The sequence below is a fragment of the Paenibacillus paridis genome (genome assembly GCF_006345825.1).
Lineage (GTDB): Bacteria > Bacillota > Bacilli > Paenibacillales > Paenibacillaceae > Pristimantibacillus > Pristimantibacillus paridis.
Genome location: NZ_VCIX01000087.1, coordinates 187,541 through 211,504 on the forward strand (window position 1 = coordinate 187,541; position 23,964 = coordinate 211,504).

At 44.7% G+C, this 23,964-nt stretch carries 13 protein-coding genes; 2 read left to right on the plus strand and 11 right to left on the minus strand.

The window, feature by feature from the left end; genetic code table 11:
• Positions 1 to 204 precede the first annotated feature (204 nt).
• The 10 genes from FJQ58_RS32585 to FJQ58_RS16375 form a co-directional block, all read right to left on the minus strand.
• Positions 205 to 6,096, minus strand: a complete 5,892-nt coding sequence (locus FJQ58_RS32585) for a glycosyl hydrolase family 95 catalytic domain-containing protein (RefSeq protein WP_202915278.1) — start codon at positions 6,094 to 6,096, stop codon at positions 205 to 207.
• A 118-nt stretch (positions 6,097 to 6,214) separates the two neighbouring features.
• Positions 6,215 to 7,231, minus strand: a complete 1,017-nt coding sequence (locus FJQ58_RS16335; protein WP_420799843.1) for an ABC transporter substrate-binding protein — start codon at positions 7,229 to 7,231, stop codon at positions 6,215 to 6,217.
• A gap of 63 nt (positions 7,232 to 7,294) precedes the next feature.
• The gene (locus FJQ58_RS16340) at positions 7,295 to 8,290 is read right to left on the minus strand and encodes an ABC transporter permease (RefSeq protein WP_139995283.1); all 996 of its coding nucleotides are present in this window, start codon (positions 8,288 to 8,290) and stop codon (positions 7,295 to 7,297) included.
• Positions 8,291 to 8,315: 25 nt separating this feature from the next.
• The gene (locus FJQ58_RS16345) at positions 8,316 to 9,824 is read right to left on the minus strand and encodes a sugar ABC transporter ATP-binding protein (RefSeq protein WP_139995285.1); all 1,509 of its coding nucleotides are present in this window, start codon (positions 9,822 to 9,824) and stop codon (positions 8,316 to 8,318) included.
• A gap of 392 nt (positions 9,825 to 10,216) precedes the next feature.
• Entirely contained in the window at positions 10,217 to 11,203 is a 987-nt protein-coding gene (locus FJQ58_RS16350; RefSeq protein ID WP_139995287.1) for a substrate-binding domain-containing protein, read from the minus strand.
• Positions 11,187 to 12,965, minus strand: a complete 1,779-nt coding sequence (locus FJQ58_RS16355; protein WP_238404090.1) for a sensor histidine kinase — start codon at positions 12,963 to 12,965, stop codon at positions 11,187 to 11,189. Before FJQ58_RS16355 ends, FJQ58_RS16350 begins: the two co-directional genes overlap by 17 nt.
• Positions 12,966 to 12,988: 23 nt before the next feature.
• On the minus strand, positions 12,989 to 14,608 hold the full coding sequence (locus FJQ58_RS16360) for a response regulator transcription factor (RefSeq protein WP_139995291.1): 1,620 nt from the start codon (positions 14,606 to 14,608) through the stop codon (positions 12,989 to 12,991).
• A gap of 452 nt (positions 14,609 to 15,060) precedes the next feature.
• Positions 15,061 to 16,260, minus strand: a complete 1,200-nt coding sequence (locus tag FJQ58_RS16365; RefSeq protein ID WP_162341518.1) for a YhgE/Pip domain-containing protein — start codon at positions 16,258 to 16,260, stop codon at positions 15,061 to 15,063.
• Positions 16,261 to 16,350: 90 nt separating this feature from the next.
• A complete protein-coding gene (locus FJQ58_RS16370) occupies positions 16,351 to 16,965 on the minus strand; it encodes a TetR/AcrR family transcriptional regulator (protein WP_139995295.1) in 615 nt (204 codons plus the stop codon).
• 104 nt (positions 16,966 to 17,069) lie between these two features.
• Positions 17,070 to 17,681: a TetR/AcrR family transcriptional regulator gene (locus tag FJQ58_RS16375; RefSeq protein ID WP_139995297.1), complete on the minus strand. Its 612-nt coding sequence runs from the start codon at positions 17,679 to 17,681 to the stop codon at positions 17,070 to 17,072.
• 23 nt (positions 17,682 to 17,704) lie between these two features.
• Between FJQ58_RS16375 and FJQ58_RS16380 the strand changes: the two genes are divergently transcribed.
• Complete coding sequence (locus tag FJQ58_RS16380; protein WP_420799846.1) at positions 17,705 to 18,910, plus strand: MFS transporter; 1,206 nt, start codon at positions 17,705 to 17,707, stop codon at positions 18,908 to 18,910.
• Positions 18,911 to 18,940: 30 nt separating this feature from the next.
• On the opposite strand, the gene FJQ58_RS16385 is transcribed toward FJQ58_RS16380, so the two are convergent.
• Entirely contained in the window at positions 18,941 to 20,173 is a 1,233-nt protein-coding gene (locus tag FJQ58_RS16385) for an acyltransferase family protein (RefSeq protein WP_139995299.1), read from the minus strand.
• Positions 20,174 to 20,346: 173 nt separating this feature from the next.
• On the opposite strand from FJQ58_RS16385, the gene FJQ58_RS16390 reads away from it, so the two are divergent.
• Positions 20,347 to 23,952: an FG-GAP-like repeat-containing protein gene (locus FJQ58_RS16390; RefSeq protein ID WP_162341519.1), complete on the plus strand. Its 3,606-nt coding sequence runs from the start codon at positions 20,347 to 20,349 to the stop codon at positions 23,950 to 23,952.
• Positions 23,953 to 23,964 lie beyond the last annotated feature (12 nt).

Below are 23,964 nucleotides of genomic sequence, written 5' to 3' on the forward strand. Positions count from 1 at the left end.
ATACCTCCGCATATCCGATGCCGTTTTTTCATTCGTTATTTTAAGTATACCGTCTTGTCCGATGGAGAAAAAGACAAAATCCATGCTTTATCTTTCCAATGGAAGTCAATGACGGCTTCCCCGTCGATTATGATTATGCTGGGACAAATTCAAAAGCAGCCGTCCCCTCTCGGGAACGGCTGCTTCTGTTGTTTCGCACAAAAATTATTTGTTGTACATTCGGTAGAGCAGCACCGCAGTCTCCGCTCTTGATGCATATCCGAGTGGATTAATGTTACTGCCGTTTCCGTTGACGATTCCGTTTTTGACTAGGGTAGCAACGCTTTGCCTTGCATAATCTGCAATATTGTCTTTATCCGAGAACGATTGGACTTCAACAGACGTGCCCGCAAGCAAAGTTTTGTTGGAGAATGCCATTGCCCTATCGATAAGAACCATCATATCCTGCCTTGTAATCTTCGCATCCGGATTAAACGTTCCATCGCCCGTACCGGTAGCTATGCCGATCTTCTTAGCTACGGCTACAGCTTCCGCATAATAAGCCGCTGGATTCACATCAGAGAAGTTCCCCTCTGTTGTAGCGCTTAAGCCTAAAGCATTGACCAAAAGTAGAATGAAATCTGCTCTTTTGATGGATGCCTCAGGGGTATATTTGTCAGTCGATGTACCGTTGATTACTCCTTTAGAAGCCAAAACCTCAATCGCTTGCTTAGCCCATCCATAGTTGGCTATATCGGTGAAGCTCTTCGTAACATAGGCGATTACAAAATCACCGAATTGTGTTGTAGTAAACGTAACAGAGCCTTTTGCAGAGTCATACTTTCCTGTTGGTACAGGGATGACTTTACCTGTCTCATCTATGCGCCAAATAACAAGATATTCGGGATCAGACAATTCAGAAGACGTAGGCGTATAAGGAATCGATATCGTTACCGGTGCATTTGGATTGCTCCAAGGCTTTGTTACGCCACCCAGCTTGAGGTCAATTCCGATTACTGGTCTACTGATTACATTGGTTTGATCCGCAGTATTCCATTTACCCGCATCCTTTTGCGTAATCGTAATCGAGACATTATGTGCTCCAGTCGTCTCAACCGCGCCCAGCATCGCCGAGGATACCGTTACCGTTCCAATCGAGGTCGTAATCTCAATCGTTCTGGCCGAATCATCGGCTTGAAAGGCTGCTATTGGAACCGTAACCTGATACGCATGAGCGCCATTCACGCTTGGGATCTCAATATATACCTGCTTAGAAGCATCGCTTGCTTTACGAAATGTCTCTGAATCAATGACGGTCGTTGCCGTACCCGATGAATCGATCGAAGGTACAGCACCCTTGATATGATTCGGTTTTGTTGTGACAGGAGGCGGTACCGTTCCTCCATTGCCGCTTCCATTATGGCCACCGCTTCCTGCATCCGCGGTAGTGGTTGCGGATGTCGAAGGTCCGTCAGTACTCCAGTTATCTTCTGCATCGCCTGCTTCAACCTTGAACGTATAGGTCGTGCTTGGCGATAGCCCATTTAATGTATAGCTATATACGCTACCTGTTACCGTGCTCACCAGATCTGTTCCATTATATACGCGATAACCGGCTACTTCAGTATCGCCAGCTGCCGGCGTCCACGCCAGCGTCAGTTCCTTGCTGCCTACTTGAGATGCAGTAAGCGTGCTTCCCGCAGGCCAGCTTGGCTGCACTTGTATTCGATTTGACTCCAACTCAATAGGCAGCACTACGTCGGTATCAACGGTAAAGCCAGCGCTTTGTGAAATAAAGCCAACCTTGCTCACGGTATACGTATAAGCTCCTCCTTCCGGCAATCGGAAGGATTTTCCATCTCCTGACGAGCTGTACCAATAGCCTTCGGAATCCTCCACTGTAATAACTGCATCAGCAGGCGAGACATCAAACGAGACGTCGCGGTAGACCGTAGAGTCGTCATTTGCCTGCAAAATATTTAAAGTGACGTAGGATAAGTTAAACCCGGTTTGCGGCCAGAACAAATAAACATCTTTTTCCCCGCTACTCTCCGCAATTTCCGAAGTGAACACGTCTTTAAGGTTTGTCCAGCCGTCAGTCGTTCCGCTAGTATTCAGGGTCGCTACCTTCACAGCTTCATTCACTGTCCCTACATCCGGTTCGGCAATGCGAACTTGAATTTCTCTTGTGGAGGCAGACGGTGAAGCATAGCCGATCAAGACATTTTGAATGCCATCCTTTAAATCAACTTTGTTGAACTTCAACCAACCGTTGGAACCAAGAAATTCAACCCAATCGTTATTAAAAGTCATGATTCCATTAGGATTGGTTCCGCCGGATTCCGCATTTCGCTCAATCCCTCTAATCTTGAGAGGCTGAATCGTGCCAGAGACCAGTCGAACTTGAAGATGCTTTGTCCATTGCGGCTCTTTGGTTGACGTGGCACTAACTATGATATCTTGCGTACTTGCACCTTCCTTAATCGACAGCGTGCCATCGCTGTTGATCTTCACACCCGAATAATTCCCGTTCAAGCTCCATTTCACGTTGCTGCTGCCCGTTTCGGTTGAACCGTCATCATAGGAAATGGATGCGGTATAGCTCACATCCGTTCTTCCTGTTGTCGGTAGGCCAACCAGAGTACTTCCCAACACGTTTATCCCCACGATTGCGGCGTTATCCTTGCTTGTGAAAAATTGTAAGGACTTCAGATTGCTTGGACGTGTAAAAGAAATGTACAGATCATGCGTGCCACTCACGTTGTAAGGCAGGCTCGCGGACAACGTTTTGTATATCCCCATGTCGCCGGTGTTGTCTGCAAGTATGCTCGCAATGACCGGAGAGGTTGGGCTATCCAGCCTCAGTTCGATGTTGCCCAAATCTTCAGGGACTTTTTTATCCGAACTGACCTGAATGCGAACCTTATTTGCTCCCTCATTGCCGAATTGAACATTTTTAAACATGGCATAATCTCCGGCAGCAGCTTCTTGCAGCGCTGTAGAGCTTTTGTTTATTCTGCCGTAAAGGATATCCGCATCGACCGCATTCATGATTACATAAGGATTATGTGATACGGCAGCATCTTGAATGTCACTAATCACATAAGTATCACCCTGCTGAGCTGAGATAACGATCGTGTTGTCATCTACAATGCTAAAATTGACGGGAGTATTGCCATTCATGACGGAAGCCGTGCTGATGTTGGCTCCTTTGATTGTGACGAGCCCCGTTGTACCCGTCTTCAGAACCGCTGACGAGAGGCTCGCCTGATCCCAAGTCATGTCAACCTCTACATTCCCTCTAGCTTTCAAACCGGATACACTACCCGTACTCCATTTGGAAGGAAGCGCGGGTAATAGCTCGATCGCCCCGCCTTGGCTTTGCAGTAACATTTCGGTCATTCCAGCTGTTGCTCCGAAGTTTCCATCAATCTGGAAAGGGGGATGAGTATCAAATAAGTTGCTAAGCGTCGATTCGTACAAAATCTCCTTAACCAGCTTCTGTGCGCGGTCGCCATCACGCAGACGCGACCAGAAGTTAATCTTCCATGCTTTGCTCCAACCCGTACCTCCATCTCCCCGAGTATTCAAAGTAACTTTCATCGCATCCACATAGTTGTCTTCCTCTTCGCTTCGTCCTGCGACAATTTGTGAACCCGGGTGAAGCCCATACAGGTGGTTCGTATGACGGTGGCCGTTGTCTCCTGTAAGGTCCATGTTGACTTCGTCTTTCCACTCCATGAACTGCCCGCCAAGACCTATTTTAGGACCTGCAAGCTTAGACTGTGACTTTATAATTTCCTGCAGTTCCTTGCTATCGATATTTAACACTTCACTGGCTTTGATCACTTCCTCAAATATTCCCCATACAACCGCCTGAACCTCAGTCGCACCCAATGAATAAGGACCGTGCTCTGGGGAATAAGAAGGGTTCGCAACTAATGTGCCATCGCGTGTATCCTCCCATAGGTTATCTACCCAAAACAAAGCCGCTTCCAGCATAATGCTATAATTATCCCGAAGAAAAGCTTCGTCCATCGTAAATTGATACCGTTCCCAAATATTTTGAGCCAGCCAAGCGCCATCTTCAGGAGAAAAAAATGCATCGCTCACCGCAGGCGCGGTATTTCCCCAAATATTGTTCTCGTGATGTGTCGTCCATCCTCTGACCGGATGACCTGCGGGTGTGACATAGCCATGCTGAGCGCTAATTCTTCCCCTAGGCACTAAGCTCTGAATATATTCGATTAGAGGAACATGGGTTTCGGATAGATTCGTTTGCTCCGCAAGCCAGTAATTCATTTGCAAGTTAATATTAATGTGATAGTCCGCGTCCCAAGGCGGATTCGTTCCCGCAGCCCATACCCCCTGTAAATTCGCAGGCAATGAGCCTTCTCTTGAAGACGAAATTAATAAATATCTGCCAAACTGATAATATAGCTGCTCCAAATATCGATCTTCCAAAGGCTGATTGGTTCTTGCATATCCGGCTAACAGCTCATCCGTTGGCTTGTTAGGGAATGGAGCATTCATCAAATTAAGATCAACACGGTCAAACAAATTTTTGTAATCGCTGACATGTCGATCATAAAGCTCAGCATAACCCTTCTGTGCAGCGGATTGAAGTCTCTCACTAACTGCGATGAGCGGATTCACTCCTGTAAAATAATCAAATGAATCGTCCATAGACTGCTGATAGTTGGTGCCAGAGGTCATGAGAATTAAGATTGAATCCGCGTCCTGTACCAAGATCCCATTATTTTCCGCAACCATAGTACCACCCGTAGGAATCACTTTCATTTGCATGGCAAAATGCAGCGTGTTGTCAAAATCATTAGCCGCATTGGCTTTATTATGGTCGGATGGCCACCCCGTCATCGTAATGGTATCTCCAAGTGAAGTGACCGTTTTTCTCGTCTGTGCCGATGTCACGCTGACGAATTGATTGAATTTCCCTTTATCCGTAGAGCTGAGACGTATCGCCATCACATTATCGGGATAATTAACAAGGTATTCCCTCTTTATTTCTGCACCGCCCTGATTATAGGACACGCTAGCAACAGCGTTGTTAAAATCAAGCTCCCGTTTGTAATTAGAAGGATGATCATTTTCGGGCAGAGTGCTTTCGTCGAAAATGATTTTCAACTCGGACATTTGAAGGGCTTGATTGGTTTCGTTCAAAGAAGTGATGTTCAGCTTAAAATATTTGTACGCGCCGGGCACGTCTAATTCAAACTGCATGGTTTGTTTCCGTCCTGCTAACTCGAAAGCGCTTACAGTATCGATTGTAGAATAAGTCACTCCATCATTGGATGCTGAGATTGTCCAGTTTTTCGGGTCTCTTGGCTGAGCATCGTTGCCCGTTGTGATGGAATAGGACTTCGTCGTCATTTTCTTATCGTATTCCCATTCGATTACATACTCCTTGGCCCCCTGGTTACCATCGGCAAAATATTTAGTGTCCGTATTATCATCGAATAATTTATCTACCTTCTCCCCAGCATTTTTCGTGTTATCCTGAGCAGTAAAGGTCTTTGTAATTGTAGGTCTTAACGACTTCACATCCTGCAGCCATATGGAGCCCAGTTCCTGATAGGAACCAAAATTATTCTTCGTCCCGATCAAGCCGCCCGATCCTTGAACTCCATTGATTTGATTTCTAATCGATGAGCTATTGCTATAGTCACGGGCAATCACTTTGCCGTTCTCATCCTTATAAGCAGGGGCTCCTGATGAAAATTGAGTCATCAAATCCTGTAATTCGGTTCTTGCTTGCTGCAGAAGAGCATGCTTCTGTTCCGCACTGTCTTTATGCCCGCCGTTATAATCGGGGTTGGCGCCGGGACCGCCAGACCAAAGGGTCTTTTCATTAATTAAAATTTGATCCTTATCGATGCCTCCGAAAACCATCGCTCCCATATAACCATTCCCGAGCGGAAGCGCTTCGGATTCCCAGTTCGTAGCCGCTTTGGTATACCAAGATTTAAGCGGTGCAGGGTCAGTAATTGGATTTGCCACTAAGCTCGTAGGGTCCGCGTAAGAAGAAACAGGCAAGTAAGTGAAGCTTGTCACGGTCAATACGATGGCAAGAGTAGAATGAACAAGCCTTTTTCGCATGGAGCTTCCACCTCAATTTCCGTTATTTTAATGGAATAAAATGATTGGGACTGTCGCTGAAAGATAAGCACCTTTTCGTACAGCCCCAATATGACGATGATACGATTCGCTTGTCTAGTTATTCGTAAAGAACGGCTTTAACGTCTTCGTTATCGATGTTCGATTTGTCGTACCAGACGAAACCGCTGTCGATAGCGGGCTCAACCGTTTCGCCTTTAGCAGCCGCAACTGCGGCTTTTACCGTTTCATAGCCGATGCCAACCGGATTTTGGGAGATCGCGCCCGCCATCGTACCGTTCTTAATCGCATCAATTTGTGCTTTGCCGGAATCATAACCGATAACCGTCACTTTTCCGACCGCTTTGGCTTCCATTACTGCATTAATAACACCGATGGCGGAGCCTTCATTGGTACCGAAGAAGCCCTTGAGTTTTGGGTACGCTTGCATAATCGCCTTTGCCGCATCGGTCGATTTGAGATGATCTCCCCCGCCATACTGAATATCGACGATTTTAATATTCGGGTATTTTTCTTCGATACGATTCTTGAAGCCATCACGACGATCAATGCCCGTGCGGCTCGTTTGGTCATGGGCAATAATCGCGATCTCGCCCTCGCCGCCAATTAATTCCGCCATTTTATCTGCTGCAACTCCAGCCGCAACCGCATTATCCGTTGCTACTGTACTAAGCGGAATGTCACTATCCACACCGGAGTCGAATGCGATAACAGGAATGCCGGCGTCTTTAGCCTTCTTGAGCAGCGGGATTGAAGCTTGGCTGTCCAGCGCTGCGAAACCGATTGCGCTAGGTTTTTTATCCAATGCGACTTGGAGCATTTCAAGCTGTTTGTCGACTTGGGACTCAGACTCTGGGCCTTCGAACGTAATATCTACGTTCAGCTCGGCTGCTGCCTTCTCTGCGCCGATCTTAACCGCTTGCCAGAATTGATGCTGGAATCCCTTAGAAATGACTGGTACATACATTTTCTCCGTTTTCTCAGTCGCTTCAGAGCTTGGTTTTTTAGTTGACTCTGGTGCATTCGTAGGTGAATTGCTGCCTCCGTTCGAGCTGCAAGCGCTAATGAATACTACGAGTACCAAAGCTGCCATCATCCATACTTTTCTCATGTTCATATCCCCTTCATCATGAATAATATTTGCATTTATATATAATCTCCGGAGAAGACTATATCGCTGTTAAGCCTTGCGACGACGCAAAATATCCGCATATACCGCGAGTAATATAACAAAACCGACCACGACCGTCTGCCATTCCTGAGGAACCGACATGATGCGTAAACCGTTCGTCAATACGCTCATAATAAGAGCGCCGATTACAGTTCCCAAGATCGTTCCCTTACCGCCGCTTAGCGAGGTGCCGCCGATGATTACCGCTGCTATCGCTTCCAGCTCGTAACCTGCACCAAGAGAAGGATGCGCCGTGTTCAACCTTGATGCCATCAGAATGCCAGCTATTCCCGTAAACACGCCGGTTATCGTATAAATCACGATTTTCCAATTCCGCACGTTAATGCCGGATAGGCGCGTCGCCTCTTCATTGCTGCCGATTGCGAAGTTGTAACGGCCAACAATCGTTCGGGACAATAAGATGCTCCCGAGGATGGCTACGATGAAAAAAATAAGGACAGCGTTCGGAATATCAAAGCCTGGAATAAGGTCACCTAATACCGATCCTAATGATATTTCCATAAAAGCCTCATTGTCGGTGAAATAGATCGGCTTGGCTCCAGAGATAACTAATGCTAACCCTTTGGCAATCATCATCATCGCGAGCGTAGCGATAAATGGCGGAATTCCCAGCCTAGCAATCGTAAAGCCCGATAAAAATCCGCATAACGCCCCGGTCAGCAAACCGCCGATAATACCGATCGGAATGGGCAGCCCCCAGATCGTAATGAAAACGCCAGTCATGACTGCGGAGAGCGTCATGACTGTGCCAACCGAAAGATCAATGCCGCCCGTAATAATGACGAACGTCGAGCCTAACGCCAGTACGCCGATAACCGCGGTGGAGAGCAAAATGCCAATGAGATTGGAGAAATGAAAAAAATTATCCGACGCGATAGAAAAAAAGATGACGAGCAATATCAAACTTCCAAATACTAAGAGCTGCTGCAGCCCTGACTTAATCGCAAAATGCGATTTCTGCTCAACCACTGTTGTTTTATTCATGCTTCTCTTCCTTTCCCTCCCGACCTTATCCGATTCGATCTGTTGCATAGGTCATGATCTGCTCTTGGGTCGCGAGATGGTCATTCATCAGCTCCCCGGTAATTCTTCCTTCGCACATCACAATGATACGATGGCTAAGCCTTAAAATTTCCGGCAGTTCCGAGCTGATCATAATGATCGATTTGCCTGCAGCCGCCAAGTTCTCAAGAAGCTTATAAATTTCGCTTTTGGCTCCGATATCAATCCCCCGAGTCGGCTCATCGAAGATCAGGATGTCGCAGTCCCTCGTTAACCACTTGCCAATAATGACCTTCTGCTGGTTCCCGCCGGATAGAAATTTCAGCTTCTGTTTTATGCTTGGCGTTTTTACCTTAAGCTCCTCAACGATTTGAGTCGAAACCTCATTCATCCGTTTTTCATTCATCCAAAATCCTGCCCTTGTGAAACGGCCTGTCGTTGCTAACGTGGCATTCGTTGATACATCCATTTCCAGCAGGCACCCAAAGTGCTTCCTATCCTCGCTCAAATACCCAATGCCATGCTTTACGGCCTGATGAGGCCCGTTAATCCGCGCCTTGCGGCCATGAACGTAGATCTCACCGGAATCGAGGGGATCAGCACCGAAGATTGCCCGGGCAACCTCCGTTCTTCCTGCACCGACTAATCCGGCTACGCCAAGGATTTCGCCCTTCCTCAGCGTGAAGCTTACGTTGTGAAGAACATTTCTACGGTTGAGATTACGCACCTCAAGCATGCTTTCGCTCGTTTCGTCCTTTAACCGGTTCGTCTTATCCGATTGAAAGAGCTCTCGGCCCACCATCATCGAAATAATTTTATCGATGCTTGTATCGGCGGTCGCAACCGTATCAATGTAGCTCCCGTCTCGCATTACCGTGATGCGATCGGTAATTCGTTTCAGCTCCGCCATCCGGTGGGAGATGTATACGATGCCTACCCCTTTAGCTCGCAGCTGGACGATAATCTTGAACAATTCCTCAATTTCCGCATCACTAAGCGCCGCTGTCGGTTCATCCATAATTAACACTTGAGAATCGTAGGAAATGGCTTTAATGATTTCAACCATTTGCTGCTTGGCGACCGTTAGCTTCGATACAAGCGTGGTAGGATCGATATCCAGATTCATTTGTCTAAGCAAAATGGAGGTTTGTCGATTCATCTCTTTCTCGTCCAGAAACAGTTTGAGCGCTTTCCGCGGCTCTTTGCCGATAAAAATGTTTTGCGCGACGGTTAGATCGGCTGCGAGATTCATCTCCTGATGAATCATGCTAATTCCCTTTTTTTGAGCGGCTCTTGTATCCGGAATACGTACTTCTTCGCCCTGATAGAGAATGCGTCCCTCGTCCATCTGATACACGCCAGTCAACACCTTCATCATGGTCGATTTCCCGGCGCCGTTCTCCCCAACAAGTGCGTGTACCTCGCCAAGCCGCAGATCGAACCTACAATCCTTTAAAGCATGAACCCCGGCAAAGCTTTTTACGATTCCTTCCATCTGCACAAGGCTTTCACTCATCGCTTCATCTCCCCTCTCCATATTCATGTTGTTACCGATAACTTTACACGGTTCATTCCGTCACTTACATGTGATTTCTTCTTGTAAGAGTCGAATAATTTTGGGGATTCGACCCATTAAAGACCAACTAAATAATTTCAATTAAACTTTTCATTTTGATCGCTACGCGAGTAGATCATTCTTACGATCGCGGTTGCAGCCAGATTCTTGGATTGGATTAGACATTTAAAGGTTAGGATCCGGCCGCAAAGGCGAACACTCCGTTTCTTCAGAACGATTTTCTCACTGCGCTTAAATGCTTTTTTTAGAACTTATATAACCGTTAACAACAAAAAGGCAGAGCAGGCTTTCGCCTACTCTGCTAATCTCCCATTATTTTCAATTTCGTTTATTCACTCATTTCCAACAAACGGAAACAACAGCTTCTGATTCTCCTCTTCATACATATTTTGTTTCGTTATAAGCAGCGAGCCCGTATCAATAAGCTTCGCAGCCTTCTTGCCTTTAACAACTTCCATGGCCGTTTTAATGCTAAGATAACCCATTTGAAAAGGCCTTTGAAGCACAGTAGCATTCATAACCCCTTCATCCAAAAGCTTAATCTCGTTGAAAGAACTATCGAATCCAATCAGCTGCACTTTCCCCTTTAATCCTAGTTCCTGAATGGCTCTTCCCGCTCCAACCGTAGTTGGCTCGTTGAGACCGATAATGCCGAACACATCGTTATGCTCCTGCAGCATTTCCATAGCCAGCAAATACGAATTTTGCTCGGATCCTTCGCCATTGTAGGTACCGAGCATTTCGATTCCAGGATGGTCCTCCAACACTTCATGAACGCCCTTTTCCCTGTCGATATGAGAAGCAGCGCTTTTGACATAGCTGATAATCGCGATTTTAGCCTGGTCTTTAATCAAGCTTTTCATCGCTTCGCCCGCTTCTCTGCCAGCGCTGACATTGTCCGTCGTGACGATGCTGTCGGCAGAATCGGAGTTGATTCCCGAATCGACAATAATAAGCTTAATTCCGCTCTTCTTTATTTTCTCAGCGACGGGTACGAGTCTCTCGTAGTCGGTCGCGGCCAATACGATTGCATCCGGCCGATTTTGTATCGCCTTTTCGACAAGGGCAATTTGTTCATCAACATCCGTTTCCGACTTTGTCCCCCATACCTGAACGTTTACATTGAACTCTTGGGCAGCTTCATGCACTCCGTCGATTAATACCTGCCAGAATTCTACCGATGTATCGATTGTTTTCAGAATGACCGTAACCTCTATCTTCTGTTTCGAAGATAATCCGTTATGCCCATATACAAAAACGGCCACAGCGATGAGTAGGAGTGCAACGGCGGTTGTTACCCACTTATGAATTCCTGCCATGTCTCTCGTCCTCCAGAACTTGGCGTATTTTGGGAATACGGATGTATACAGTTGTTCCCACTCCTAGAACGCTGTGGTAAGTTAATCCGTATTGCGCTCCGTAATAAAGCTTTAGCCGTTCCTGAACATTTCTCACGCCGACCCCTCTTCCTCCCTCCGTAACGGAAGCTGGAAGATGAAGCGACTTTAACTTCTCCTCGTCCATCCCATTTCCATTATCTTCAACGATCAGAATAATGTCCGTGTCCGTTTCTTCGCAAGCGACCCGAATGAAACCAGGTCCCTGCTTCATCTTAATGCCATGATAGATCGCATTTTCAATAAGCGGCTGTATGATGATTTTGATGATCCGATACTCCTGAATCGCTTCGGATATTTCGATATGATAATCCAGCTTATTTTTATACCGCATTTTCTGGATCATTAGATAGTTTGTAATATGCTCAATTTCTGTCTTAATCGCAACCAGCTCCTCCCCCTTGCTGATCGATGAACGGAAAAGTTTGGCAAGCGCTGAAGTCATTAGCACCACTTCCCTAGACTTATTGCTCTCCGCCATCCACACAATGGAATCAAGCGTATTGTAAAGAAAATGAGGGTTGATTTGAGCTTGCAGGGCAATGATCTCACTCTTGCGTTTTTGTTCCTGATCCAACACCGTTTGCTGCATAAGCTCTTTAATCTTCCCGACCATCATATTAAAGGCTCTTGCAAGCCTCTGGATTTCTACCGTTTTGTGACCAGGGACATGGATATCGAAATTCCCCTTTTCCACTTCCTTCATATAGCCTTGCAATCGTTTGATCGGTTGGCTCACGCGCTGAGATAAGAATAATGAAATCATAATGCCAATAATAATACAGATGATTCCCAATACAATGATAGACAGCAGCACATTATTCTGATTTTCAGCTAATTCGCTCACGTAGGAGACACCGACAATTTTCCAGCCAAACTCAGAATCCTGAACCGTGTACATTCGGCTTTCGCTGCCTTGGCTGCTTATGAACGTTCCGTTTCTGACTTCCAGCACTTTATCAATCATCTCTGTTTTTAAATTACTATAAATCAATTGCTGCTGGGGATGATAGACGATTTTCCCATCTGAATCGATGATGAATAAATAACCTCTTTGGCCTAGTCGAATATCCTTGAACATGTCATTCATAACGCTAAAATTCAAATCGACCAAAAAAACGCCCAGCTTCTTATTCCCTTCCTTGCTGACCAGTTCCCGGCTCAATGAGACGACCCAAGGATATCGGTCTTTAAAAATAGGCTGCACGTGAGAAGAGGAAATAACGCTTTGCCCGCCCATGCTTTTTGCGTTTCTATACCAATTCATGCTTGTAATATCGACGTTTGGATTTAGCTCGAGCTCTTTGCGGCCGGACACGAACTGTCCGCCATAACCAAAAATGTTAGCTGAGCTAATATCCGTTCGGGAAACCAGCATCGCACCTAGCATTTCTGAGATCGCTTCCTTGTAATCCTTCTCTTCCTTTAAACTATTAAAGGAAGCTGAAGATAAATAAGCTTGAACCGCATAATTGCCAGCCACAAGATCAGACATATACTTCATGCCGTTAATGTAGGATTTAATATTGTTGTTTACCTGTTTCACCAGCTCCGTAGTGTAAGTCTGCGCTGTGGAATTAACGGAATCCTTAGTTAAGTAAAAGGAAGTAACGCTCATCATAATGCTTGTCATAATAATGAGCGCGACCGAGGCAAGAACCATATTCGTCTGAATACTAGGCAATCGCGAAAACATTCTCACTCGTATCACACTAACCCTTTTATTTTTTTATGGCGATAATCCGTTGGGGTTTCTCCCGTATGCTTCTTAAATGCGCCGCTGAAATAATGAGGATCGCTGTATCCAACGGCATAGGCGATCTCGTAGCTCTTTAAAGCTGACACGATTAATAATTCCTTCGCTTTCTCCATACGCAGATGGGTTACGAATTCCACGAATGTCTTGCCGTTGGTTTGCTTAAATATGCTGCTGAAGTAACTCGAACTCATCGATACGTGATAACACACCGACTTTAATGATAGCTTTGAGTCCATATAATGCAGTTTAATGTACTCTATCGCTTTCGCAATTTGAAACACGCATTGATGCTCCCGCATGCTTTTGATTGATCCGACTACTTTCCCGCATTGCTCCTTCAGCCACACTTCAACTTCACCCATCGCCGAAAACTTAGCTATTTCTTTCATTGGAGCTTGGTTTGCTCCGAACACTTGTTCACTGTCAATGCCCATGACATAGAGCGTGTGCATAATCGTCAATACCATCCGTTGCAGATACATATGGCAAATATCGAATGGAAAAGCATGCTCTCGGAACATAATAAATAGTTGCCTAATCCATTCCTCCATCTCTTCCGGTGATCCGGTTTTCAGTTTCGTAACTAACTCGCTTTCCCAATCCATGAGCGACAACAACTCCGGCCGTTTACGCTGCTCCATATCCCATATACATATAATTTGATTGGTACCGATGACAAAACGATAATCAAGCGCTGACAAAGCAGATTGATTTAAACGCTGCACTTTGTCCGTTAAGCTGCATACATGTCCGATGCCTATAGAAAGCTTAACAGGCAAGTAATCGGTAATCTTACTGTGAATTTCTTCGGCTACCTGCGTCGATAGCTCATGCAGTTCATTGGTCTCATGACCAGAGATGATAACATGAACGCGGTTTTCCCGATCTCTAAAAATAAGCGTACCGGAGCAGTCAGCTGTAATTTCCTGGGCAATGTTATAAACAGCAAAACGAATAAGCTCCTCGTCGGACAACGTCTTAGGCTGGCTCCATATGAACTCGTCCACTTCAATAGCCAGCTCAATCATGCAGGAGCCGTTCCACTCAATCTCAAAATAGCTGAAGTTCTCGTTTTTTTGTTTTTCTGTCATTGCCGAAGTGGCAAATCGTTCTAAAAAACGCTCTTTCAACAAAGGCTGGTTCTCTCTCAATTGACGCTTCAACTGCTCGAAATCTTGCATTTGATTTCTTTCGCTGTCAAGCTCAGAACGAAGTTTACTAATAACCTGTTCGAGCTCCGCTGCCGTCACCGGTTTCAAAATATAGTCGACAGCTTGCAATTTCAAAGCCTGCTGGGCAAAATCGAAATCATCGTAGCCTGTAAAAATAATAACTTTTACTTTCGGGAAATTGGCAGCAAGCTCGCGCGTCAGCTCAATGCCGTTCATGAACGGCATTCCAATATCGGTCAACACAACATCTGGCGTATGACGGTTAATGAAATCAAGCGCTTCCTTGCCGTCCTCGCAACTGCCTATACATTCAAAACCAAGCCTTTCCCAGTCCATTTGATCTTCTATCGCTTCTCGAACAAGCGCCTCATCGTCGACAATCAACAACTTGTACATGAGATCCCCGCCTTGTTATCTAAGGTACTTTGCGTATTTACAATAACGATCCAAGATGTTAATCAAGATTTTTGAAAGCGCAATCAAATTGTTTGCTTCGAAATATTTGAATCAGGTCCAGTGGCGTAAGCTACGTTGTATTTAAAATGGAGGGATGGATGTTATACGAATTCATCTCATCGTATAAGAGGAATAAGGCTATGTACATGGGAATATATTCGGAGTTAGTCGAATTTTCTCTTTTTATAAACGTATGACAGATCCAAGCTGCGCGCCATCATAACAATCCTTCCTCATTCATCCTAACCTCCGATTTATAACTTCACCAACTGCAGACCAAACCCTCTTTTCTAATTAGATAATTAAGCTGCATTTTACATAGATACCCTCCTATGAAAATAAAAAAGGCAGCTAAGATTTCTCTTAACTGCTCTTTTTATTCCTTACTGACCCTAAGCTGCACTTACTGCAGCTTTCTCTACATCTGCCTTCCTCGAAGGCTTAAAGGATGAGCTGAACAATACCAAAATACCGACAACGGCAATCGAGAGCAATACGCCAGTCGACCCGCTGATACTAATATCTTTTCCAAAGTAGAACAGATCCTTCAGGCTCTCAACCATGAATCGCATCGGTAACCAAGAGTAGATATAGTCCCGGTAAAACGACGACAGAAATTCGGGGGCAAAGCTTAGCAGAGGAGCGCCAAAGAATAAGAACAAGGCGAAGAAGCCCATTCCGCTTATACCTGTCCAAGATAATACGGCAGATATCATGATAAAGAAGCTAAAATAGCTACTCGCTAAAAGGATAGCGGTTTGGTTGAAATGAGCAATGTTCATCCCCCATAAACTTGCAAACCATGTTAAACCATACCCGACAATGATGGAGATTAACACTCCCCAGAGCACATGTGCCACATGAGACAATAGCTTTTGCTTAGGCTTGATGAATTTTAGCTTGTTTTTGGAGATGAGCATAATGACTGCCCCAATCATCGAACCGATCCAGAGCGGCTGAAACAAAGTAACAGGACCGTTGCCATTACCGCTGTTGGTGCCAACGGGATTGAGCGTCGTGACCTCTTTGATGATTGGGGATACGAGCATAGCTGCCTGCTTCAAATTAATGGAGCCTCCCTGTTGCTCCAAACCTGCCATGAGCTGCGTGCGAACCTGGGTATTCAAGCCATCGATCATACCACTGAGCAGCTGTGAAGCTGCATTCGCAGCTGTCATATTTGCGCCTTGGCTCACATATATCTGCACCTTAGGTGATTCCGGTGCTGTCGTCTGGAGAGTCGCTTGATTCGCGCTAAAATTATTCGGTATAACAACTGCTGCATAATACTTCTTATCGTTCAGACCTTGCGTAGCAGTTTCTATACTATCCACTGTAATCCATTTAGCCGTGGGTTCTCCTCCGTTATTCTTCTCAGACAATGCACTTTGCATTCCCTCAAGCAGCTTTTCTCCGCCATTCACGAGGCCTTGACCTGGAATATCTATACCAGCATCTTCATTTACCACGGCAATCGGCAAGTTCTCCGGATGTGGATTAATGGAAGGAATCATGGTAAGGCTAAAAATGAAAACAATGGCAATAACAATGATAGGAAGCAAAGCGACTAGCTTTTGTTTGAATATAGACATCATGCAGTTCTCCTCTTTTTCAATTCATTAATTGGTTGATTGATCGTTTGTTCAATTTAATGGCAAAAAAATTTTGTGGAGAAGGCCACCCTATGGCTTCCTCCATAAATCTATCGTATAATCCACAATTTTCTCCAAGTATGTCTCCGTATCTTCCCACTGTATTTTGACCATACCGAGCTCTGATACTAAAGTTTGCATCATCATTGAAAAAAACTGTCTGGTTGCCATCGTGTAATCTAAATTTCGGATTTCTCCCTTTTGCTCTCTTCTCTGCAGAAATTCGGAAAACATTTGCGTTTGCTGCTTAATCATATCCGTTAATTCTTGTTGCTCCTTCAGATCGAGGGAATCACTGACGCGAACCATGATTCGCAAAATATCTATATCCGCCATAAAAACTTCATGGAATCGCCTACTAAACCTAAGCAAAGCATCTCTTAGCTCTAGTTCTTCAATCGCTTGGGCGGTCAGTTGAAGCTCATGCTTGCGACGCGCCATGCTCTCCTGCAAAAGCACGGACAAAATTTCCCGTTTGCCACCAGGAAAATAATGATAAAGAATGCCAACGCCTTTGCCAATTTGTTTATTTATTTCTCGCACTGACGTTCCTTCGTAGCCTCTTTCTGCAAACAATGACTTGGCAGCCTCCAGCAGCTTCTCTCTCGTAGCTATAGCTTGTTCTTTCCTTGTTGTGCCTTCCAACGCATGATCCTCCTTGCCTGTTGACTAAACGTTCGTTCAACCAATTATAAAGTCCCATATTTTCTTTGTCAATTTGAAATAAAACCTTCCTCTATCTCCCGCGCTTACGACAGCGTATCCCATATGCGCATCAGCTGTGTGATAGCAGCATCAATGTCCTCAATCGGAACGCCATCCCTTGCTTGTGAAGATATGCCTCTAAGAAAGGTGTCAACTAGGGTAACAAGCATGGAGATATCCGTAGTATCGGACAGCTCACCTTCCGCTATGGCCCGTTCAATACACTCTTTCTGCCAACCGCGCACCTTTTGCCTTTCTTTAAGGAGCAGCTCTTGGATGTGATTCAGCTCTAATGAACAAGTCGCAGCGGACAAAACCAAGAGGCAGCCAAGAGGATGGGAACCTTCTGTCTGCATCCGTGCTGATCGACGTAATCCCTGTTCAATGGCTGCTCTCGGTGTCAGGCTTCTGTCCCTGAAGCTCTCCGATACCTGTCCATAAGTGGATATATAGAGGTCCACTGCTTCGCGGAACAACGCTTCCTTGGATTCGAACGCAGCGTAAAAGCTCGCAGCTGAAATATTTCCCATTGCAGTGCGCAATTGGGTAAGTGAAGTAGATTCAAAGCCGTGTTCCCAAAACAGAAGCATCGCGGCAACAACAGCCTCGTCGCGATTAAATGCGCGAGGGCGTCCTGTATGGAATGATCGATCCATAAATAAAGTCATAACAAGGAGGAATTACATTGTCTCAGATTTCATCATTGGAGAGTGCGGTTCAAACGAATAAGATTCCAGCCAGACTTCCTTGGCTTGCACTGCTTGCGCTTGCGATGACAGGATTTATTTGTATCTTTACAGAAACCATACCGGCTGGGTTACTCCCCCATATCGCCGAAGGGCTTAGCCTTACAAAAGGGATGGCGGGTCAGCTCGTAACGGCATATGCTATTGGTTCCATCGTGGCCGCTATTCCGTTTGCCATGTTTACTGGCGGATTAAGGCGCCGTCCGCTTTTAATCGCTATCATAGTTGGATTTCTTATTTTTAATTCGGCAACCGCATGGTCAAGCAGCTATGCCTTAACGCTTATCGCCCGTTTCTTCGCTGGTGTGTCTGCCGGTGCGGCATGGGGAATGGTGGCCGGATATGCGCGGCGCATGGTACCGGATGCTTTAAGAGGCCGAGCTTTGGCTGTCGCGATGGTGGGTACTCCGATTGCCCTTACATTCGGGGTTCCGGCGGGCACCGTTCTCGGCGACATCGTCGGTTGGCGTCTCGTTTTCGGTCTTATTTCGCTTTTAACGCTTGTTTTAATCGCTTGGGTACTATGGAAGGTACCAGATTTTCCAGGGCAACCTGCTGAACAAAGAATGACGGTCGGACAAGTGTTCGTTTTGCCTGGAATTCGTCCGATTCTTATGGTCGTTCTTACTTGGATGCTGGCACACAATATTTTATATACGTATATCGCCCCGTTTCTTGAGCATTTGGGACTTAAAGGACAAGTCAGTCTTGTCTTGTTAGTCTTTGGAATCGTTGCACTTGTATCCATCTGGATAGTAGGCTTGTTGATTAGCCAATATCTACGCCTGCTCGTTCTGATCAGTCTGCTCGGATTCCTACTGGTCTCCGCAGCACTATGGACGGGGGCCTCTTCAGCCTTGTTCGTTTATGCGGCGGTAGCGCTGTGGGGACTTACCTTCGGCGGTGCGGCCACTCTGCTGCAAACGGCGCTTGCCGAAGCAAGCGGTGAAGATGGCGTAGATATCGTAATGCCGATCAACACAACCGTATGGAATCTGGCTATAGCTGCTGGAGGGATTGCAGGGGGTACCTTACTTGAGCATATTGGAGCCCAGTCGTTCCCCGGTGTCTTATTGATTCTGCTTCTTATTGCCCTGATTATCGCTTGGCGTGCCAAGAAACACGGTTTCCCCAGCTAGGACTTCAGCCAATATAAACAAAAAAACACATCACATGGACGTGTTTTTTTGTTTTATGGTTGGTGTTGAGGCTGAGGCTGATGCCATCATTTTCTTTTCAACTATTCGAGCCAGTTTTAATGCACCTTGATCGATATATTTCATGTAATAGTGCGACAAAATAAATAAGGGTACCATGGAAACTAGAAATGTAATGGCATAGGCAAAATTATAGCTATAATGATGAATCATTTTACTAAACAGGAACGCAGAGAACGTATTTAGGAATGTGAAATGAATGAGATAAAGGGAAAATGAAATCTGCCCTAAATAAGCAAACGGTTTCCATCCAAACATATGCTGAAGCACTTTTATACGAAGCAGAGCAAACAAAATCATAGCAGAACCTAAGGTTCGTGCAAGCATCCGTGGATCAATGTTAAATTGAATCCATTGGTTAATATGGTTTGTCCACACTTCTATGGGTTCATACATGGTCCCCATTAACGAAGTATAAGGCGCCGAACCTAAGTAAATCCCCATAAAAAGCACAAGTATTGCCGCTAACTTACTTTGGACCCATTTGTGCTTAAGTAGATCGGCCAGCAGCATCCCCCACAAAAAAGCGACAAAATAAGTTTGAATAAACGCAACGGACAAGACCACATACACAATCCATCTTTTTTTCACCCGTCCAAATACAGCTAGAAAACCGAAAATCAAAAAAGAGCCTAATAGCTCGTAGCCCATGGTCCAAAGGACTGGATTATATGGATGCCCAGAAAACCGGAAAAACGGATCAAAAATAGCAGCCTTAATAACGGTATATAGATTTGTATCTAATGCATAGTAGTCCTTTTTCATATCCGTCCATGTCATCCCCCATATTTCTTGGAGATGAAACGCGTTCGTAATGATGGCTAGGTAAGCAAGCAATACAGATACCGCTGCCGGGACGGCAAGCCGAATGTACCTTCGTATGGCGCTCGAATGCAGCAATTTTTGAAAGGTATCATTATCGATCCCTTTCTCAAACATTTTGACGCTGAGCACATAACCGCTTAGCACAAAAAACAAACAAACGGCAAATTGCCCATTATAAAATAAATTAATCGGAGAATGGCCGTACCAGATATCCCATTTAAAATGAGCTTGTTCCGCTCTTCCATTTAATGCAGCTGGATAAAATACTTGAATATAGTGTGCGATAACTACGGCAAATGCCGCAAGTCCCCTTATGCCATCCAAATAGAATAGCTTTTTCTCAGATGTCTCTTTATTCATTGTTCCCCCTTCTGCCACGAAAGAATTATTATAACATGCAGCGCTCGCATTTGCCCACGCTGGAATGTCCTTGTCACACGCGGATACATAGAGATTTATATTGACTAACTGGAATATTTTATGCTATGTTTGCGCATGTAAACGTGTCGAAATATGTAAGGGAGATGGATATTTTGAGAATTAAGCCGAAGAAATCTAGTTCTAGGAGATTAAAATTAATTGTTATAAGTTTATGTTTATTTGCACTTCTTTTACCTTCTTCTGCGTTAGGCAAATCAAACTTTGAAGGAGCGGAAAACATCGGATTAGGCGCTCAGCCTAATGCAACTGCCGTTGGTGATTTTAATAAAGATGGGCTACCTGATCTAGTAACTGCGAACTCGTATGAGAACCAGGTTTCAATTCTACTTAATGATCCTTCAGGTCTTTATCAGGAGAAACATTATCCGGTTGGTATGAAACCTAGTGATGTAGCTGTTGGCGATCTGAACGGGGACAACATCGCAGATATTGTAACAGCTAACAGTGGGAATGGAGCAAGTGATATTCATTCCAGTACGGTTTCTGTATTGGTTGGTCAAGCAGACGGGGAGTTTAAGTCCACAGTTAACTATAGTGTCTATATCGAAAGCGTTGACTACAACACCTTTACGCCTAATTCAGTAACCATAGGGGATTTCAACAAAGATTCGTTTATGGATTTGGCTGTATCAAACCGTGACTCGCTTACAAATGAGCATCACATTGTATTGTTACTTGGTGAAGCTCCACAATCGGATGGAACGCTTGCATTTAGTGAGCCGATCCCGATTCGAGTAGGGTATGAGCCTAGTTCTATTACTGCCAGTGACATTAACGGGGATGGCAACTTAGATTTTATTATTACCCATAGCAGCGAAGGGAAAGTTTCTATTTTAACTAATAATGGGAACTTGTCGTCGATGTCAACTACTGAATATCCAATAGGGAACAACCCAAGAACATCTGTTATTGGAGATATGAATGGGGATGGCCATGCGGATATTATTGCGGTTACTACTGGAGACTCGGCTGGAATTTCTATACTTCAAGGTGACGGACAAGGTTCATTTGCATCTGCCGTTAAATTTAAGGCAAGCTGTCCAAATTCATACGTGCCTGGTCTTGATGATCCTTACTCGCTTGCTCTCGGGGATCTAGACGGTGATGGCGATCTTGATTTGGCTGTTGGTTGTTCAGAGGCAACTCAAGTATCCATTTTACTAAATAATAGTGTAGGATCCGTGCTATCCCTGCAAGCCGCAGATCGATATGCTGTACAAGGCTCTTACTCTCAGGTCGTTATTGCTGATTTCAATTCTGATCATAAATTGGATGTAGTCGCAACAAATTATGATGAGTTTGGTAATAATGTGAATTTTTCCGCCTTATTGTTAGGTAGAGGAGACGGAACGTTAATTGCGTCCGTTAATTATGAGGTTAGTGGCAGTCAACCAACGTCAGTTACAAGTTTCGACTTTGACGGAGATGGAAATTTGGATATAGCAACGGCAAATTATAATTCTAATAATGTGTCCATCCTGCGAGGTAATGGGAAAGGTCAGTTTGCAGCTGCCGTTAATTATGCAGTGGGCAGTAAGCCTGTTCAAATTTTGCCCGTTGACCTTAACCTCGACGGCAAACCAGATCTGGTCATTGCTAATTCTGGCGATAATACCATAACGCGCTTATTAAACGATGGGACAGGATCATTTATTAGCAGTAATGTTGTATCTAGTACCGCATCTGGTTCTAAAGCTAGAACAATAACTGTTGCTGATTTTAACGGAGACCATAATCCCGATCTAGCCGTAGCACATACAGGATCAAACCAATTAAGCGTGTTGCTTGGAGACGGCAAAGGGGAATTTCAACTGGTAGATCATCCCGTTGATCATCGAATCTCCTCCCCCAATTCCATCGTTTCGGGTCATTTTAATGATGATGACAAGATCGATCTGGCCATAGCAAACAAAGGAACGAAGAAAGTATATATCTTGTATGGACAAGGGGATGGAACGTTTACCTCCGGTGACGAATATGGGGGCAACAACGAACCAAGCGCGATTGCTACAGGTGATTTTAACCATGATGGATGGGTTGATATAGCGGTTGCTAATAATGGTCCGTCAGAATATTCGCTTCATATTCTTTTTGGTAATCAAACGGGCACATTACGAGAGGAAACGATTTCTACCTTTTCGAATCAGGTTTTTTCACTAGCAGTTGGTGATTATAATGGAGATGGGAAGTTGGATATTGCAGTTCCTGCTTTATTGCGGTCAGTATCTGTATTTTTAGGCGATGGCACGGGCAGTTTTAACTTGGAAAATAGTTATAGTACCGATGTCATGCCTCGGTCGGTTGCGGCTGGAGATTTCAATAACGATGGTAAAGATGATCTAGCTACAGCAAACTACTATGCCGATAATATCACGATTATCAAAAGCTTCGCACCTAAAGTTACAGAAAGCGGGCCACCAACCACGCAACCCATTAACCCAAAACCAGATAATCCAATACTATTGGATGGTGTAACGCTAGATAAAATAGCGACGTTAAAAGAAGTGGTAGTAGGAGGTCAATCGACGACGATTGTATCCCTTGATACGGAGAAATTGAATGCTGCAATGGAAGGTAAAAACAATCAAACACTCATTATTCCAGTAACTTCTAAATCAGATGTAATCCAGACAGAATTGAGCGGTAAAGTGATTAAATCGTTAGAGAAAACAAATACCGTTATTAAAATTGAGACCAATGATGCTATTTATACCATCCCATCGAAGCAGCTCAGTATGGATCAAATCGCGTCTCAGTTTGGCAATAACGTGAAGCTAGAAGATATTAAGTTAAGCATTCGCTTAGGAAAACCTTCTATTGAAAGTAAGAAGTTGCTTGATTCTGCCATTGCAAACCAAAATGTCACTTTGGCTGCTCCAGCGATTAATTTTGAAATTATAGCTATGTATGGAGATCGTACCATTAAGATCGATCAATTTAATCGTTATGTGTCACGTGAAATTGTATTGCCAAATTTAACCGATCCCACTCAAATCACAACAGGCGTTGTATTAAATGAAGATGGAACAATATCCCACATTCCAACAAATATCTTTACTAAAGATGGCAAACTGCATGCCGTAATGAATAGCTTAACGAATAGTACCTATGCGATTATATGGAACTCGAAGAAATTCGCGGATGTGCAAGGACATTGGAGTCAAAATGATGTCAACAATATGGCTTCGCGCCTCATTGTGAATGGTGTTACAGCAACAACCTTTCTGCCTGATCAAGACATCACCCGTGTAGAGTTTCTCGCAATTGTTGTTAGAGCATTGGGCTTGAAGTCAGTTGAGCAGATCAACTTGCCACAGGATGTGAAGTCAACAGATTGGTTTGCATCTGTTGTACAAACCGCGTTAACTTATCAACTTGTTCAAGGTTTTGAGGATCACACGTTCAAACCTTATCAGACGATTACAAGGCAAGAAGCCGCTGTGATCTTATCTAGAGCGATGGCGATCACTTCGCTTGCATCGACCGTGACGGATGCCGAAGCGAATGATGCATTAAGTTCGTTCGAGGACAAACAACAAGTTTCTGGTTGGGCGAAGCAAGCCGTAGCACTTATGGTCATTAACAATATTATGCAAGGCAACAATCAACAGCTTACAGCAGCAAGTCACCTAACGCGTGCACAAACTGCTGCCATTGTAACAAGATTCTTACAGGAAGCACAGTTGATTAATAAGTAATCACATCATGAT

What these genes read in the sequence shown, in the direction of transcription:
- FJQ58_RS16350 (WP_139995287.1), bottom strand. Translation starts at nt 11,203, where the DNA reads ATGGCAGGAATTCATAAGTGGGTAACAACCGCCGTTGCACTCCTACTC.
- FJQ58_RS16335 (WP_420799843.1), bottom strand. Translation starts at nt 7,231, where the DNA reads ATGAACATGAGAAAAGTATGGATGATGGCAGCTTTGGTACTCGTAGTA.
- FJQ58_RS16345 (WP_139995285.1), bottom strand. Translation starts at nt 9,824, where the DNA reads ATGAGTGAAAGCCTTGTGCAGATGGAAGGAATCGTAAAAAGCTTTGCC.
- FJQ58_RS16365 (WP_162341518.1), bottom strand. Translation starts at nt 16,260, where the DNA reads ATGTCTATATTCAAACAAAAGCTAGTCGCTTTGCTTCCTATCATTGTT.
- FJQ58_RS16360 (WP_139995291.1), bottom strand. Translation starts at nt 14,608, where the DNA reads ATGTACAAGTTGTTGATTGTCGACGATGAGGCGCTTGTTCGAGAAGCG.
- FJQ58_RS32585 (WP_202915278.1), bottom strand. Translation starts at nt 6,096, where the DNA reads ATGCGAAAAAGGCTTGTTCATTCTACTCTTGCCATCGTATTGACCGTG.
- FJQ58_RS16385 (WP_139995299.1), bottom strand. Translation starts at nt 20,173, where the DNA reads ATGAATAAAGAGACATCTGAGAAAAAGCTATTCTATTTGGATGGCATA.
- FJQ58_RS16340 (WP_139995283.1), bottom strand. Translation starts at nt 8,290, where the DNA reads ATGAATAAAACAACAGTGGTTGAGCAGAAATCGCATTTTGCGATTAAG.
- FJQ58_RS16375 (WP_139995297.1), bottom strand. Translation starts at nt 17,681, where the DNA reads ATGGATCGATCATTCCATACAGGACGCCCTCGCGCATTTAATCGCGAC.